The organism is Streptomyces sp. LZ34, from assembly GCF_053890475.1.
This window is the reverse complement of sequence record NZ_CM132680.1, coordinates 11,603,061-11,617,098: the sequence shown is the minus strand read 5'-3', so window position 1 is coordinate 11,617,098 and position 14,038 is coordinate 11,603,061. Positions and strand designations below refer to the sequence as shown.

Annotated in this window: 14 protein-coding genes and 3 pseudogenes; 7 read left to right on the top strand and 10 right to left on the bottom strand. The window is 70.6% G+C overall.

What is annotated here, in order from left to right; translation table 11 throughout:
• Nucleotides 1-150: 150 nt before the first annotated feature.
• Both ACWY4P_RS50170 and ACWY4P_RS50165 read right to left on the bottom strand, forming a co-directional pair.
• Nucleotides 151-402: a DUF6296 family protein gene (locus ACWY4P_RS50170; RefSeq protein ID WP_456207475.1), complete on the bottom strand. Its 252-nt coding sequence runs from the start codon at nt 400-402 to the stop codon at nt 151-153.
• 101 nt (nt 403-503) lie between these two features.
• Nucleotides 504-1,940: an MDR family MFS transporter gene (locus tag ACWY4P_RS50165; RefSeq protein ID WP_456207474.1), complete on the bottom strand. Its 1,437-nt coding sequence runs from the start codon at nt 1,938-1,940 to the stop codon at nt 504-506.
• 103 nt (nt 1,941-2,043) lie between these two features.
• On the opposite strand from ACWY4P_RS50165, the gene ACWY4P_RS50160 reads away from it, so the two are divergent.
• Nucleotides 2,044-2,775, top strand: coding sequence for a TetR/AcrR family transcriptional regulator (locus ACWY4P_RS50160; RefSeq protein ID WP_456207473.1), 732 nt, complete (start codon nt 2,044-2,046; stop codon nt 2,773-2,775).
• A gap of 49 nt (nt 2,776-2,824) precedes the next feature.
• On the opposite strand, the gene ACWY4P_RS50155 is transcribed toward ACWY4P_RS50160, so the two are convergent.
• Nucleotides 2,825-3,547, bottom strand: a complete 723-nt coding sequence (locus ACWY4P_RS50155; protein ID WP_456207472.1) for a 2-oxoglutarate/malate transporter — start codon at nt 3,545-3,547, stop codon at nt 2,825-2,827.
• A gap of 40 nt (nt 3,548-3,587) precedes the next feature.
• On the opposite strand from ACWY4P_RS50155, the gene ACWY4P_RS50150 reads away from it, so the two are divergent.
• Nucleotides 3,588-4,214, top strand: a complete 627-nt coding sequence (locus ACWY4P_RS50150) for a TetR/AcrR family transcriptional regulator (RefSeq protein WP_456207471.1) — start codon at nt 3,588-3,590, stop codon at nt 4,212-4,214.
• A gap of 42 nt (nt 4,215-4,256) precedes the next feature.
• On the opposite strand, the gene ACWY4P_RS50145 is transcribed toward ACWY4P_RS50150, so the two are convergent.
• From ACWY4P_RS50145 to ACWY4P_RS50115, 7 genes and pseudogenes are all read right to left on the bottom strand, one after another.
• Nucleotides 4,257-4,733, bottom strand: a complete 477-nt coding sequence (locus tag ACWY4P_RS50145) for a nucleoside deaminase (RefSeq protein WP_456207470.1) — start codon at nt 4,731-4,733, stop codon at nt 4,257-4,259.
• A 192-nt stretch (nt 4,734-4,925) separates the two neighbouring features.
• Nucleotides 4,926-5,066: pseudogene (locus ACWY4P_RS50140) on the bottom strand (IS5/IS1182 family transposase); the annotation flags it as partial.
• A gap of 165 nt (nt 5,067-5,231) precedes the next feature.
• Entirely contained in the window at nt 5,232-6,614 is a 1,383-nt protein-coding gene (locus ACWY4P_RS50135; RefSeq protein ID WP_456207469.1) for an MFS transporter, read from the bottom strand.
• Between the two features lie 52 nt (nt 6,615-6,666).
• Nucleotides 6,667-7,590, bottom strand: a complete 924-nt coding sequence (locus ACWY4P_RS50130) for an amidohydrolase family protein (protein ID WP_456207468.1) — start codon at nt 7,588-7,590, stop codon at nt 6,667-6,669.
• A 20-nt stretch (nt 7,591-7,610) separates the two neighbouring features.
• Nucleotides 7,611-8,294 carry a 4-carboxy-4-hydroxy-2-oxoadipate aldolase/oxaloacetate decarboxylase gene (gene ligK / locus ACWY4P_RS50125; protein WP_456207467.1) on the bottom strand — a complete coding sequence of 228 codons (684 nt, stop codon included), beginning with the start codon at nt 8,292-8,294 and terminating at the stop codon, nt 7,611-7,613.
• A 60-nt stretch (nt 8,295-8,354) separates the two neighbouring features.
• Nucleotides 8,355-9,380: an amidohydrolase family protein gene (locus tag ACWY4P_RS50120; RefSeq protein WP_456207466.1), complete on the bottom strand. Its 1,026-nt coding sequence runs from the start codon at nt 9,378-9,380 to the stop codon at nt 8,355-8,357.
• Complete coding sequence (locus tag ACWY4P_RS50115; RefSeq protein WP_456207465.1) at nt 9,377-10,564, bottom strand: 4-oxalomesaconate tautomerase; 1,188 nt, start codon at nt 10,562-10,564, stop codon at nt 9,377-9,379. Before ACWY4P_RS50115 ends, ACWY4P_RS50120 begins: the two co-directional genes overlap by 4 nt.
• A gap of 165 nt (nt 10,565-10,729) precedes the next feature.
• On the opposite strand from ACWY4P_RS50115, the gene ACWY4P_RS50110 reads away from it, so the two are divergent.
• From ACWY4P_RS50110 to ACWY4P_RS50090, 5 genes and pseudogenes are all read left to right on the top strand, one after another.
• On the top strand, nt 10,730-11,416 hold the full coding sequence (locus ACWY4P_RS50110; RefSeq protein WP_456207464.1) for a GntR family transcriptional regulator: 687 nt from the start codon (nt 10,730-10,732) through the stop codon (nt 11,414-11,416).
• Between the two features lie 4 nt (nt 11,417-11,420).
• Nucleotides 11,421-11,715: pseudogene (locus ACWY4P_RS50105) on the top strand (Tn3 family transposase); the annotation flags it as partial.
• A 168-nt stretch (nt 11,716-11,883) separates the two neighbouring features.
• Nucleotides 11,884-12,099: pseudogene (locus ACWY4P_RS50100) on the top strand (hypothetical protein); the annotation flags it as partial.
• The gene (locus ACWY4P_RS50095; RefSeq protein WP_456207463.1) at nt 12,014-12,904 is read left to right on the top strand and encodes an aminoglycoside phosphotransferase family protein; all 891 of its coding nucleotides are present in this window, start codon (nt 12,014-12,016) and stop codon (nt 12,902-12,904) included. The pseudogene ACWY4P_RS50100 and the gene ACWY4P_RS50095, both read left to right, overlap by 86 nt.
• 128 nt (nt 12,905-13,032) lie before the next feature.
• Entirely contained in the window at nt 13,033-14,031 is a 999-nt protein-coding gene (locus ACWY4P_RS50090; protein ID WP_456207462.1) for an ArsR/SmtB family transcription factor, read from the top strand.
• Nucleotides 14,032-14,038 lie beyond the last annotated feature (7 nt).

The window sequence follows — 14,038 nt, the reverse complement described above, 5'->3', positions numbered from 1 at the left end:
AAGGCCCCCTGTCGACCTCCGGTAATCCCATGGTCGCAAGGTAGCGGCTGGGTACGACAATCCCCCGGCGGCGGGCCGGCCGGAGCCTTGCCCGCGGGCATACGGCGCAGGTGAGCCCGGGCGCCGGGGGCCGTGCGGGGCCCGCGAGGCTCAGCCGACGGGCCGGGCACGGACCGTGGAGGAGTGCACCTGATGTCCCCCGCTGGCCAGCATCCTCACCTCGGCGCGGTCGCTTATCTCGGCGCGCACGATGCCGGTGTCGTCCGCGTACACGGGGTGTCCGCCCGGTCCGCTGCTGTCCGTACGGTGTACCACCACGATGTCTTCGGCGACGTCCTCGACGGCCTGGGCCGAAGCGTCCGGATGCACGAAGACCAGCTCATATCTCTCACGACGCGCCATGACACGCCCTCCTGCCACGCCATCCCGCCCCACTCCCCAAACCGGGACATTCAACACTATCGAACGGGCCCGGACGCGCAAGAGCGCGACCAGGCCACGCTTCAGCTACGTGAGCTGTCGCGCGGGGCGCGGGGCGGGCGCGGCAGCAGCAGCGCGGGGAGGAGCGCCAGGGCACAGAACGCCACGACCCACCAGAAGGTGTCCGCGAAGGCCTCGGCGGGGGCGTCCGGCCGATCGGCAGTCCGGTGCGCCAGGATCGTGCCCAGGACCGCCGCGCCGACGGAGGCACCCACCGTCTGGACCGTGGTGATGGCACTGGTCGCGCGCGGGATCGCGGCCGGCTCGAGGCCGTGGTACGCGGCTGCCATCACCGGCACGGTGGCGGCGGCGGTGGCCAGGCCCCACACGAACAGCGCGGCGGACAGCAGCACCTCGCTGGTGCCCGAGCCCATCCGGGCGCAGACCAGCGCGGCGGGCACGGCGGCGGCGATCCCGGCCAGCACGACCGGGCGGGCGCCGATACGGTCGGTCGCCCTGCCCACCAGCGGCAGGGCGGCCATGGTGCCCAGGCTTTGCGGGACCAGCAGCAGCCCGGCGGTGAGCGCGCTGTGGCCGCGCACCTGCTGGTAGTACAGCGGCATCAGGATCATGGCCCCGAAGATCGACATCCGGGAGAGAAAGTTCAGCGCGGACGCGGCGGCGAAGGGCCGCCGGGCGAACAGCCGCGGGTCCACGACCGGCGTGCCACGCGTACGCAGCCCGTGCAGCGTGAACGCGGCGAGCAGCGCCGCTCCGGCGGTGGTGAACGGCACGCTGGTGCGGTAGAGACCGTAGGTGAGAGCGGCGAGGGCCGGTGACAGCAGGGCGAGGCCGACCGCGTCCAGCGACGTCCCGGCGGCCGCGGGACGCGGCGCGCGGGGAATGCCTCGGCAGGCCAGCAGAACGGCCAGCAGGCCGATCGGCACATTGACGTAGAAGATCCATCGCCAACCGGGGCCTTCCACCAGCAGTCCGCCCAGCGGCGGACCGGCGATCGGGGCGAGCTGCGCGGGTATCGCCACGACGCTCATCACCCGGCCACGCCGCTCTGCCCCGGCGGCCTGGGCCACGATGGCCATGCTCAGCGGCACGATCATGCCACCGCCGACACCCTGGAGCACCCGGAAGGCGATCAGGCTGCCCGCCGACCACGCGGTGCCGCACAGCGCCGATCCGGCCGTGAAGACCGTGAGCGCGAACAGCCAGACGTTCTTGGCGCCGAAGCGTTCGGCGGCCCATCCGGCGACGGGGATGACCATGGCGATGGCCAGCAGATAGGCCGTACTGACCCACTGGATCACCGCTACCGAGGCGTCGAAGTCGCGGGCCACACCGGCCAGCGCAACGGTGACCATGGTCATGTCGAGCATCGAGGTCAGCGCGCCGACGACGACAACCGCGGCCAGCCGGAGCAGCGCCGCGTCGAGCCGCGCGGGCGCGGGGGCAGCCCCGGCAGCCGAGTCGGGGGAAGCAGGGGTTTGAGATGACGGATCACTCATAAGGAAGGAAACTACACGGTGCAGTGTAGCTCTGTACACTGCACGGTGCAGTTCCCGTCACGCACCGGACCGCCGCGCTCGCGGCACCAGATCAGGAGCGCCCATGCCCCGCCAGGCCACCCTTCGCCAGGGCTCGCCCGAGAAGCGCGCCGCCATCGTCGCGGCCGCCCTGCGGATCTTCGTACGTGAGGGGTACGCGCGCGCGAGCGTGGACGCGATCGCCGCCGACGCGAAGGTCTCCAAGCGCACCATCTACGACTACTTCGGCGACAAGGAACGGCTGTTCCTGGCGGCCATCGAGGAGACCGAGGCGGCGCAGGAGGAGGGCTTCCACGCGCTGCTCGAACAGACTCTGGATACCGTTACCGCCGCCGTTACTGCCACCGCCACCGCCACCGTCGCGACCGCGCCGGGGACCGGGGAGCAGGGGCCCGGGGCCGCGGAGCTGGAGGCGGCGCTGATCGCGTTCGGCCGGGAGTTCGCGTCCGCCGTCCTGCGGTCGCCGGTGCGGGCGGCGCTGGTCCGGCTGATCAGCGCCGAGGCCGGCCACTTCCCCGCCCTGCGGCGCCGCGCGGGCTCGGTGGGCCATGTGCAGCAGGCCATCGCCGAGCGGCTGGCGCGGTTCGCCGAGGCCGGACTGCTCGACATCGCCGACCCGGTCGAGGCCGCCGAGTACTTCGGGCTCCTGGTCACCGGCCGGGTGAACAACCGCTCGCTGTTCGGCGCCGTGGAGGTCGACGACGCGCTGATCGACGAGCTGGTGGCCGGCGGGGTGCGGTTCTTCCTGCGCGCGTACGCGCCCGGGCCCCGCCCCGGAGCGGGGATCCCGGGGTGACCGGCCGCGTCGCGCCCGCCCAGGTCAGCGGAGTGTCCTCGGCCGTCGGTCAGCCCGGCGCATGCGCGCGCCCGGCCGGGTTCAGGCGGATCAGGGCCGCGCCGTACGCGACGAGCCAGACGACCCACATCAGCCAGCCGACGAGGCCGAGGAGACCGAGGGGACCGGCGTGGTCGATGACCAGAGGAGCGAGGGTGGCCGAGGTGAACAGCAGCGCGGCCGACAGCAGCCCCAGGGCGCCATGCCATGACGGGATGAGTCCGGCGCGCAGGCCTCCGAGGGACAGGCCGACGAGGGCGAGGGCCAGGAAGGTGCCGTTGAGGGTGAACAGCGCGTCGTGAAACGCCCACAGCCCCGGGGCCGCGCCGGCGCGGCCCCCGTCTGTCGACGCGAGCGCGAGGCGCACCGCCACGACCCCGGCGAAGGCGGCGTTCTGCAGGGCCAGGCCGGCGAAGCCGAGCAGCGACCACACCTCGCCCCGGTCGCGCTCGGACCGCCACAGCGCGGACACCGCGCCCGCGCCGAACAGCGTGGCCAACACCCAGGCGGCGGGGGTGAGCGCGGAACCGACGCCCACGACGTCACCCTCCCCGCTGAAGAACGCCTCGACTTCGCCGATGTCGGCGCCGGTGAGCGGCAGACCGGCGGGGACCTGGATCACGTTGCTGAGCACGATCAGGAGGGCGAAGCCGAGGGCGGCGATGCCGCTGATCCGGGAGAAGCCCATCGCCGCCCCCGGGAGTGTTGTCTGACGTATTGTTTGATGTCTCATGTATTCATTATAAGCAGCGTAAAGCGATAAGGGGCAAGCGATGAGCGCAGAGCAGGGCCGGCGCCGCTATGACTCGGTGCGCCGGACGACGCAGGCGCAGCAGACCCGCGCGGAGATCGCCGACGCCGCCCGCCGCCTGTTCGTCTCCCAGGGATGGGCGGCGACCACCGTGCGGGATGTGGCGCGCGAGGCGGGGGTCTCCGTGCCGACGGTCTACGCGGCGTACGGAAACAAGACGGGGCTCACCCGGGCCCTGGCCGACGCGGCCGACCTGTCGGCCGACGCGTCGCGGATGCTCGCGGAGTTGGAGGCCCCGGCGGCCGACCCCGCCCGGCAACTCGCGGCGATGGCCGGCTATGACCGGCGGCTGTTCGAGCGCGCGGGCGACGTCATCGCGCTGGTGCGCGAAGCGGGCCGCGCCGAGCCGGAGTTGGCGACGGTCTACCGCGACGGCCGCGCCCGGGGCGACGAGACCCGTGTGCAGGTGTTCTCGTCCTGGCCGGCCGGCGTCCTCCGGCGCGGCCTGGACGTGCGGTCCGCGGTCGACGTCTACGCGGCCCTGTGCAACATAGACGTCTATACCCTGCTCACCACGGAACGCGGCTGGTCACCCGATCGGGTCGAGCAGTGGTGGGGCGAGGCGCTGGCCCGGGAGCTCCTGAGCTGAGCTCCGTGTTCCGCCCTCGCAGCCGGGCCGCGCACCCGCGCTTCAGGAGCCGTGGAAGCGGCGGTGCAGTTCGCGTACGCGCTCGGCGAGGGCGGGGAACGGGCCCTCCACCACCGCGCCCGGGACCACCTCCTGGATGGGCAGGGTCCGTACGGGCGGGGCCGGGACCCCGAGGTCGGTGAGCCAGGCCGCCAGTTGCTCGGAGGAGCTGACGTACACGATGCGGCCCAACCCGACCCAGCCATGGGCCGCGGCGCACATCGGGCAGTGTTCGCCCGAGGTGTAGACGGTGGCCGCGGCGCGCTCCTCAGGGGTCAGGTTGGCCGCGGCCCAGCGCGCGATCTCGAACTCGGGGTGGCGGGTGTGGTCGCCGGACGCCACATGGTTGTGGTCCTCGAAGAGGACGGTCCCGTCCGCGGCGACGAGCACCGAACCGAACGGCTCGTCGCCCGCTTCCAGGGCCTCGGTCGCCAGCTCCACGCAGCGGCGCAGATGGCGCAGGTCGGCGTCGTTCGTCATGGTGGCCTCCTCGGGAAGTGATCTTCGCGGGATGCTAGAGCCTCGCCGCGCCCGAGCGCATCCGCATAAGGGGTCCTTTCAGAATGCTGGGCGTCGGTTGTCCCCGCCTGGCGATCTTCGGGACGATGCCGCGCTCGCGCAGTTGGCGGCGGTACGCGTCGTGGTCGTAGCCGCGATCGGCATACAGCGCGCGAACAGCACACCCTGCAGTGTCTTGCGGTCATCGATCCGCTTGCGCTCCGGGTGCCGGAAGCGCCGTTCATGCTTCGGCAGCAGCGGCTCGATCACCGCCCAGAGCTCGTCGCTGACCTCCCACGGCTTCCGCCGCGTCATGGTCACAGCCCCTCTACACCGCCGTCAACGAAGTACAGGGCCGTGAGCGCCTGACCGAGTTCAGCGAGACGTGGGGCAAGAAGTACCCCTCGATTGACCAGAACGGGGTCCGGCCCGCTCGGCGAGCGGGCCGGACCCCGTGTGCAACCACCGTGACGTCGGCGTTCAGGACGTCGCCGACATCGCCTCCTGCTGGTCCTTCGCCGCGGCCTCCATCGCCAGCCGCTGCCGGCGCGTGGCCGGCCCGAAGATGGCCAGCACGACGGCGCCGACCGTCCAGGTCCCGGCGATGAACATGAAGACCGCCTGGTAGCCGATTCCGTTGTAGATCCCGGCGATCATCAGCGGACCGACCGCGTTCGACAGCCGCCCCAGGCCGTAGGAGATGCTGGTGCCGAGCGAGCGGCCCTTGGTGTCGTAGAGCTCGGGCGAGTACGCATAGGCCAGGGCGGTGTAGCCGCGCTCGAAGAGATTGACCAGGAAGCCGAAGACGACGATCAGCAGCGGGGTGAAGGTCAGTCCGTACACCAGGCCGGACGCGGCGATCATCAGCCCAAAGATCACCAGACACCACTTGCGCTCGAACCGGTCGGTGACCATCGCGGCGAGGAAGGAGCCGAGCGGTGCGCCGACCGTGGTCAGGGCGACATAGAAGATCGAGTCCTCCACGCTGACGCCCTCGGCGGCCAGCAGCGTCGGCGCCCAGCTGGAGTAACCAAAGAAGCCGATGGTCTGGGTCAACCACAGTACCGACAGCAGGATCGTGGGGAACAGGAACTTCCTGTCCCTGAGCATGCCCAGGCCGGACTTGGTGACCGGGCCCTGCGGCTGCGGGGCCTCCGCAGCGGGCAGCTGGCCGTGCTCGGCTGCCACGCTCGCCTCGATGCGAGCCAGGACGGCCTCGGCCTCTCCGTGGCGACCGCGGGACTCAAGCCACTGCGGGGACTCCTCGACCTTCCGCACGAAGAGCAGGAACAGCACGCCCAGGGAGCCCCACAGATAGACCAGGCGCCAGGACCAGTCGGAGATCGGCACCACCATGGAGGCGATGAGGTTGGTGGCGGGGGTACCGCAGATGCCGATGACGATGGCGTACGCCTGGAACTTGCCACGCTTGGCGCGGGGGTAGAGCTCGCTGATGTAGACGACGGCGACGACGGTCATCGCCGACAGTCCCGCCGAGGTCAGCACGCGGAAGACGCCCAGGGACCAGATGTCCCAGGCGAAGATGCATGCGAACGACCACAGAGCGAACCACACCGTGGTCAGGGTGAGAGTGCGCTTGCGACCCAGCCGGTCGGCCAGCCCGCCGGCCACGACGGAACCGATGAACATGCCCACGAAGGACAACGAGGTCACATAGGCGACCTGGTTGACGTCGGCGCCCCACTGTTCGCGCACCACCGGGGCCGTGATGGCGAAGGTGTTGATGTCCGCGAACTCGAAGAAGTAGGCGAACGCCACCGTGACGAGAGTGGTCTTGTGGAACTTCGAGATGGGCAGCCGGTCGAGCCGGTTGGCCGCGTTGGCGCTGGGGGTGTGCTGCACTGCACGCTCCTGGGATGGGGACCCGGCACCGTTGCCGTGTCGGAGGTTGCGGTCAGTTGGCCTCTTTGGGCCAGTACAGGCGCATGGGGTTGTCGACCAGCAGCGCGTGTTGCTTGGTCGGGGTTGTGGCCACATGCGGGATGTGGTCGACGAGAAGACCGTCGTCGGGCATGTGGTCCTTGAGATTGGGATGGGGCCAGTCGGTGCCCCACAGGGCCCGGTCGGTGAACTCGTCGACGACCTTGCGGGCGAACGGCACGACGTCGCGGTAGGCGTGGCGCTCCCGGGCCAGGGCCCGCGGCCCGGTGACGGTCAGGCGCTCGGGGCAGGAGACCTTGACCCAGACGTCGTTGGCCTCGACGAAGCGCAGGAAGCGCGCGAACTCGGGCCCGTCCGGGGCCTTGGTGACGTCGGGGCGTCCCATGTGGTCGACGACGAGCGGCACCGGCAGAGAGGCGAAGAACGGCGCCAGGTCGGCCAGGTCGGGAGCCTCGAAGTAGAGGACGACGTGCCACCTCAGCGGTGCGATCCTGCGGGCGATGGTCTCCAGCGCCTCGGTGGGCGCGGTGTCCACGAGGCGTCGGACGAAGTTGAAGCGCACTCCCCGCACTCCGGCGTCGTGCAGGCGCTGCAGCTCCTCCTCACTGACGTCGGGACGTACGGTGGCCACGCCGCGGGCCCGGCCGCCGGCGGCACGCAGGGCGTCCACCAGGGCGCTGTTGTCGGCGCCGTGGCAGGTGGCCTGCACGATGACGTTGCGCGAGATGCCGAGGTGGTCGCGGAGCGCGAATAGGTCGTGCTTGGAGGCGTCGACGGGCGTGTACTTGCGCTCGGGTGCGTACGGGAACTCCGCGGCGGGGCCGAACACGTGGCAGTGGGCATCCACGGCTCCCTCTGGCAAGGCGAAGGCAGGCTTGCTGGGGCCGCGGTACCAGTCGAGCCAGCCGGGGGTGACGGCGAAGGTCTCGTCGGTCATCAGGAATGCTCCTCAGGTCGTCAGTCGACGTAGGTCAGGCCGAGCTCGGCCAAGGGCCCGCGCATTCCGTACATGTCCAGGCCGAGCTCCCCGCCCCGGAACCGCTCCCGCTTGCCCGCCTCGCCGGCCTCGCGCTTCGCGGCGGCCTCGGCGACCGCGGCGGCCCTGGCGGCGGGGACGACGACGACGCCATCGGTGTCCGCGACGATCACGTCCCCCGGGGTGACCAGCGCGTTGGCGACGACGACGGGAACGTTGACCGAGCCGAGCGTGGCCTTGACGGTGCCCTTGGCGTTGATGGCGCGGGAGAAGACGGGGAAGTCCATCCGCCGCAGCTCATCGACGTCACGGCAGCCGCCGTCGATGACCAGGCCCCTGGCGCCGCGGGCGCGGAGGGAGGTGGCGAGCAACTCGCCGAAGAAGCCGTCCTCGCTCTCTGTGGTGCAGCCGGCGACGACGACATCGCCCTCCTGCACCTGCTCGGCGGCCACGTGCAGCATCCAGTTGTCGCCTGGCTGCAGCAGCACGGTGACCGCGGTGCCGCAGAGCTGCGCGCCCTCGTAGACGGGCCGGAGATACGGGCGCATCAGGCCGAGGCGGCCCATGGCCTCGTGGACGGTGGCGACCCCGAACTGTGACAGGGCCTCGACCGCCGTGTAGTCGGCACGTTCGATGTTCCGATGGACGACTCCGAGCTCGTGCATGCTGCGGCTCCTTGCGTTCTCGTGGGTGACCGGGGAATGGCCGGCGCGGGGTTGCGGGGCTCAGCGGCCCTGGGCGGTCAGGCGGGCGTCCAAGCGTGGGTAGACACGCCTGGCGTTCCGCTCCTCGACGGCCGCCAGGTCCTCGTCGGAAAGGCCGGCGTTCTCTACGTAGCGGCGGGTGTCGTCGAAGTGGTGACCGGTGCGCGGGTCGATGCCGCGGACGGCGCCGATCATCTCGGAGGCGAACAGGACGTTGGCGTGCGGGATCACGTCCAGCAGCAGATCGATGCCGGGCTGGTGGTAGACGCAGGTGTCGAAGAAGACGTTGCGTAGCAGCGACTCCTCCGGCTCCCGCCTGCCCAGCGCCTGCGCCAGGCCGCGGAAGCGGCCCCAGTGGTACGGCACGGCGCCGCCGCCGTGCGGGATGACCAGGCGCAGCTCGGGGAAGTCGGCAAACAGGTCCCCGGTCAGCAGCTGCATGAACGCCGTGGTGTCGGCGTTGAGGTAGTGCGCCCCGGTGGTGTGGAAGGCCGGGTTGCAGCTGGTGGAGACGTGCACCATGGCCGGCACGTCCAGCTCGACGAGCTTCTGCCACACCGGGTACCAGGACCGGTCGGTCAGCGGCGGAGCGGTCCAGTGGCCGCCGGAGGGGTCAGGGTTGACGTTGACGGTGACGGCGCCGAGCTCCAGCACGGCGCGCTCGAGCTCGGGGACGACGGTGGCCGGAGCGACCCCCGGTGACTGCGGCAGCATCGCCCCGGGGGCGAACCGCCCGGGATACAGCTCGGCGACACGGTGGCACAGGTCGTTGCAGATGCGGGCCCAGGCGGAGGAGGTCGCGAAGTCCCCGATGTGGTGGGCCATGAACGAGGCGCGGGGGGAGAAGACGGTGACGTCGATGCCGCGCTTGTCCATCAGGCGCAGCTGGTTGGCTTCGATCGACTCGCGGATCCGGTCGTCGCTGATGGCAGGCCCGGCGGGGTCGGGCGCCTGCGCCGGGTCGGTGAGCGCGGCGACCTGGGCGTCGCGCCACTCCCCCAGGGGAGCCGGCGCGGTCGTGTAGTGGCCGTGGATGTCGATGATCACTCGGTGATCTCCTGCGTGGTGGGGGCGGGGTCCCAGACGGAACGGGGTACGAGCAGGTCGCCGGCCATGAGGAGGCGGGCGGTGCGCAGCAGCGCGGAGCGTGCGACCTGCTGGGGGGCGTCCGGGTCGAGGCCGAGGGTGACGCTGAACTCTCCGGACGGATGCTCGACGGAGACAGTGACCTCCGTGCCGGACACGGGAGCGGCGACGTCGCGGGCGACGCTGCCTTCGAGCACGCAGGCGGTGGCGGCCGTGACAGCCGCCAGCACGCCGATGGACTGGTGGCACACCCGCGGGATGAGGCTGCGCGTGCAGAGGGTGCCGCCCCGACGCGGCGGCGCCACCAGCGTCATCTTCGGGTAGTTCTTCTTCGTGACGTCGCCCAGGCCCATGGCTTCGCCGCAGACCAGGCGCAGTGCCTCCACGCGGGCCTTGAGCCCGTCGTCGGCGTCGATCTCCGCCGGCGTCTCGTAGCCGGTAGCGCCCAGGCGCTCGGCTGCCACGATCACGAGGGGCTGGCCGTTGTCGATCAGGGTGACGTCGACGGCGCCGACACCGGGGACCGCGACGGTGTCGCAGGGGTTCCCGGTGGGGAGCAGGGAGCCGGCGACGGAGCCAGCGGTGTCCAAGAAGCCGATCTCGACCGGAGCGGCGGCGCCGGGGACCCCGTCGATGCGGGCCTGGCCCTCGTAGGCGACATGCCGCACCCCGTCGGGGCCCGCCGGCGTGGCGACGGTGATCTCGGCGACCATGCCGGTGTTGCGGGTGAGCACGCGGGCAGTGGTGCGCTCGGCGGCGGGGACGACCATGCCGGTCTCGATGCCGAACGGCAGCACGGCGGCGAGCATGTTGCCGCAGTTGGACGAGGTGTCGACGGTGTCCCCGCCAGGCTGCACCTGCGCGAAGGTCCACTCCACGTCGACGCCGGGTACCGTCCCCGGACGCACGAGTCCGACCTTGCTGGTCAGCGGATGCGCACCGCCGATGCCGTCGATCTGGCGCGGGTCGGGCGACCCCAGCGCGGCCAGCAGCACGGCGTCCCGGATCCCGGTGTCCTCGGGCAGCAGCCGCGCGTCGAAGAACGGCCCCCGCGAGGTGCCTCCCCGCATGAACAGGCACGGAATCGCAGTCTGAGAGCCGCGACGGCGGGTCCCGCGGACCTGGGCGGCTGCTTCGGCGGGCATGGCCACTCCTTCGTGAGCTGGGGGTGTGCAGGGAAAACTAGATCACCGACCAGATCGTTGACAATATATTTGAAAATATTGCCGCCAAGGTTCTCGAGGGTGCTGCCGACGACCGTGCGGCACTAGGCTCGCCCTCACAGACCTGCTGGCAGGAGGGGCGATCGAGTGGCGGACAAGTTGACGGGCGCAGCTGGACGCCAGCACGTGGCCGAGGCCGTCAGGCACGCCCTGCGTTCCGGAGACCTGGTGCCTGGGCAGCGGCTTGTGGAGAACGACCTGGCCGAGGCCTACGGGGCGACCCGCAGCGCCGCCCGCGAGGCGCTACAGGACCTCGCCGCCGAAGAGGTCGTCGAGATCCTCCCTCGCCGCGGAGCCCGCGTCCGGGTGGTGTCCGTCGACGAGGCCATCCAGATCACCGAGTGCCGCTCCGCGCTGGAGCAGCTGTGCGCCATGAAGGCGGCCACGCAGGCGAGCCACGCACAGCGCGCGGAGCTGCGCCGGATCGGCGCCGAGATGCAGCAGGCCGTCGCAGGCGGAGCGGTGCACACCTACTCCGAACTCAACCGGCGCCTGCACGAGCTCGTGGTCGAGGCCAGCGGCCAAGAGGTGGCCAGGCGTCAGCTCGATCGGCTCAACGGACCGATGGTGCGCTTCCAGTTCCGGCTGGCGCTGCGCCCCGGCCGTCCCGCCCAGTCCCTGCAGCAGCATCTGGACATCATCGATGCGATCGTCAGCGGTGACGCCACGGCAGCGGCACGGGCTGCAGCCGCACACCTGGAGGACGTGATCGAGCAACTGCGATCCCCGGCCGCCATGCCGCTCGCGCCGGTGCCGGTGCCGACCGGCGCCTGAACGACCGGTCGCTGGGGGCCGCGGACGATGCGGCGGCTTGGTCGCCTCGGTGGACGGGATGCGCTTCGTCGTGCCGGTGCCCTCGGTGTGCGCGCGGCCGAACCCGAAGTACTTCGGACGCCGGGGGCGGCGCGACCTGGCTCAACATGATCAACGATCAGGCGGCCGGGCTCGGCGGCAAGGTCGTGGCGGGCACCCCGCGCGACTCCCTGTACGTGCCGGACGTCCTCTACGACCGCGACGGCGGCAAGCGCCCGGACATGATCGTCACCGACACCGCCAGCTACAGCGACATCGTCCCGCGACGAGGACGTCGCCCGCCTCTCCCCGTTCGTACGGCACCACATCAACGTGCTCGGCCGGTACTCCTTCCAGCTTCCCGACCTGCCCGGCGGCCTGCGGCCCCTGCGCGACCCGGACGCCACCGACGACGAGTGACCGGCCTGGCCTGCGCTGCCGTACGAGGGCCTGACCTCAACCCTGCTGAAGGCGTGTGGGCGCATCTGAAGAGCAGCCTGGGCAACCTGGCTCCGTGCAGCATCAGCGAACTCGGCGCACTGGCCCGCACCCGCCTGAAACGGCGGCAGACTGGCCCGTATGAAACGACTATTGGTGGATGTGGACAGCGTAACTACGCGGCTGGTTCGTCGATTCGGTCCACAGGTTGCCGAATGGTGCGCTGAGACGCCGAACCTGATCGCACGGTTGACGTCCCGTTGGGACCTTTCCCTCGGTGAATCCCTCCCGGATGGTGCGTCGTCGGTCACGTTGCGATGCCAATGGCCTGACGGCACGCCCGCGGTGCTGAAGCTCAGTCCGGATCGGGCCCTTTTGGTCGAGCAGGTCGGAATGTTGGGGTGGTTCGCTGCCTCGGGCCGGGTGCCCGCTGTGCTGGCCGTCGACGAGGACGCGGGCGCAATGGTGTTGGAAGAGGTCGTGCCCGGAACGCCGGCGGAGGACATGCCTGCTGCTTCGCTTCCCGGGCAGTGGTCGGATCTGCTCGCCGCGTTGCACGGGGTCGCTCCGCCTCCGCGGCCGCCGCGTGTGCTGCGCGGCCGGTGCGAGGAGGCCTTCGCTCGTGTCGGTAGGCGGCTGTCCGAGCCTGCGATCAGTGCACGTATCGATGTCACTGCGTGGAGCAGGGCCATCCAGCGGTGTGAGCGGCTGCTGGACACGCAAGCGACAACCGTGTTGCTCCACGGTGACCTGCACCTGGGCAACGTGCTCGACGGTGGCGCGGAGCGCGGTCTGATGGCCATCGATCCGAAGGCATGTGTGGGTGATCCGTGCTTCGACGCTGTGGACTACGTCGTGGCCGGCGCCGGGCTGGAGGGCGTCGAGACTCGCTGCGCGCGCGTGGCGGCGGCGTGCGGGCTCGATGGCGACCGGCTCCACGCCTGGAGCCAGGTGATCGCCCCGTTCGCGGCCATCGCCCACCTCGGTAACGGTGGTGAGGAGCCGGTGATCGATGAACTGCTCGCGTTGTAGACCCGCATTCGGAATGTCCCGTTCCGTTGTGGTGACCTGCGTGTCCTCGAAATGTCTCACTCGTGGACCACGGCATCCTGTCTCACTGTCTTGGCCCTTCGGGTCCGTTCACCTGAATAATGTGGCCGATGAGCGGGACTTTGTGCATTCACTTCACCGACACAGACTTCCGGCATGTGCAGTTCGCCAACGCCCCCGATCCGATGTGGGAAGCGATCCTGGCCCTGCACGTGTTGGAGATCCCGGCGAGTGAGGTTCCGCTGCAACTTCGCGCTTGGCGCGGCCGGACACGAAGGAACGTCACCAGGCCGCCCATCCGCAAGGCGGTGCAGCTGCTGGCCGACCTCGCCCCATCGGACGCCTCCTACTTCCCCGACTTCCTCACCCCCGTCGAAGCCCTTGAAGGCTTGGAGGCGGGGATCGACATGCTGCGCTCCACCTCCAGAAGGCGTCTCGCCCGCGAGTTGCAGTACGCCTCCCGAACCCGAAACCTGCCTGTCTGGACACGCCGCCTTGCCGCCGGTGAACAGCAGCAGGTGGATGAGGTAGCTGCCGCGATCAGACTCGTCCACGACCAGTTGATCACTCCTGCCTGGTCCATGATCGATGCCACCGTCGGCCGGGACCGACTGCTACGTCTGGACGCCCTCAACGATGGCATCGACGGTCTTTTGGCGTCCCTGAGTACCTTCACCTGGACCCCGCCCATCCTGTCCGCGCCATATCCGATGGATTTCGACATACACCTCAAGGGCGGCGGCGTTCGTTTTGCCCCCTCCTACTTCTGCTACGGGGCGCCGGTCGCCATCGTCGACCAGCACCTACCGCCGGTCGTCGTCTATCCCGTCGCCCACCGCATGCTGACCGAAGCGACGGTAGGCGCGCACGCTGAGGCGCTCAAGCACCTTCTCGGTGGCAGTCGGGCGAAGGTCCTGGACGCGCTGCGTTGTCCGTCGACCACGGGCCACCTGGCCGCCCGTCTCGGCGTCTCTGAGTCCGCGGCCAGCGGCCACATCAAGGTCCTGCGCGATGCCGGCCTGGTGGGCAGCGTGTGGGGCGGCGGGCGCAAGACGCACACGCTGACGGTGGAGGGTCAAATAGTTCTTGGCCTCGAACTGCCCCGCTAAGCAACCG

Excerpts from the sequence above, each read along its gene's own strand:
- ACWY4P_RS50170 (WP_456207475.1), bottom strand. The coding sequence starts at position 402 with ATGGCGCGTCGTGAGAGATATGAGCTGGTCTTCGTGCATCCGGACGCT.
- ACWY4P_RS50155 (WP_456207472.1), bottom strand. The coding sequence starts at position 3,547 with ATGAGACATCAAACAATACGTCAGACAACACTCCCGGGGGCGGCGATG.
- ligK (WP_456207467.1), bottom strand. The coding sequence starts at position 8,294 with ATGCACGAGCTCGGAGTCGTCCATCGGAACATCGAACGTGCCGACTAC.
- ACWY4P_RS50130 (WP_456207468.1), bottom strand. The coding sequence starts at position 7,590 with ATGACCGACGAGACCTTCGCCGTCACCCCCGGCTGGCTCGACTGGTAC.
- ACWY4P_RS50145 (WP_456207470.1), bottom strand. The coding sequence starts at position 4,733 with ATGACGAACGACGCCGACCTGCGCCATCTGCGCCGCTGCGTGGAGCTG.
- ACWY4P_RS50095 (WP_456207463.1), top strand. The coding sequence starts at position 12,014 with ATGAAACGACTATTGGTGGATGTGGACAGCGTAACTACGCGGCTGGTT.
- ACWY4P_RS50090 (WP_456207462.1), top strand. The coding sequence starts at position 13,033 with ATGAGCGGGACTTTGTGCATTCACTTCACCGACACAGACTTCCGGCAT.
- ACWY4P_RS50115 (WP_456207465.1), bottom strand. The coding sequence starts at position 10,564 with ATGCCCGCCGAAGCAGCCGCCCAGGTCCGCGGGACCCGCCGTCGCGGC.
- ACWY4P_RS50160 (WP_456207473.1), top strand. The coding sequence starts at position 2,044 with ATGCCCCGCCAGGCCACCCTTCGCCAGGGCTCGCCCGAGAAGCGCGCC.
- ACWY4P_RS50165 (WP_456207474.1), bottom strand. The coding sequence starts at position 1,940 with ATGAGTGATCCGTCATCTCAAACCCCTGCTTCCCCCGACTCGGCTGCC.
- ACWY4P_RS50150 (WP_456207471.1), top strand. The coding sequence starts at position 3,588 with ATGAGCGCAGAGCAGGGCCGGCGCCGCTATGACTCGGTGCGCCGGACG.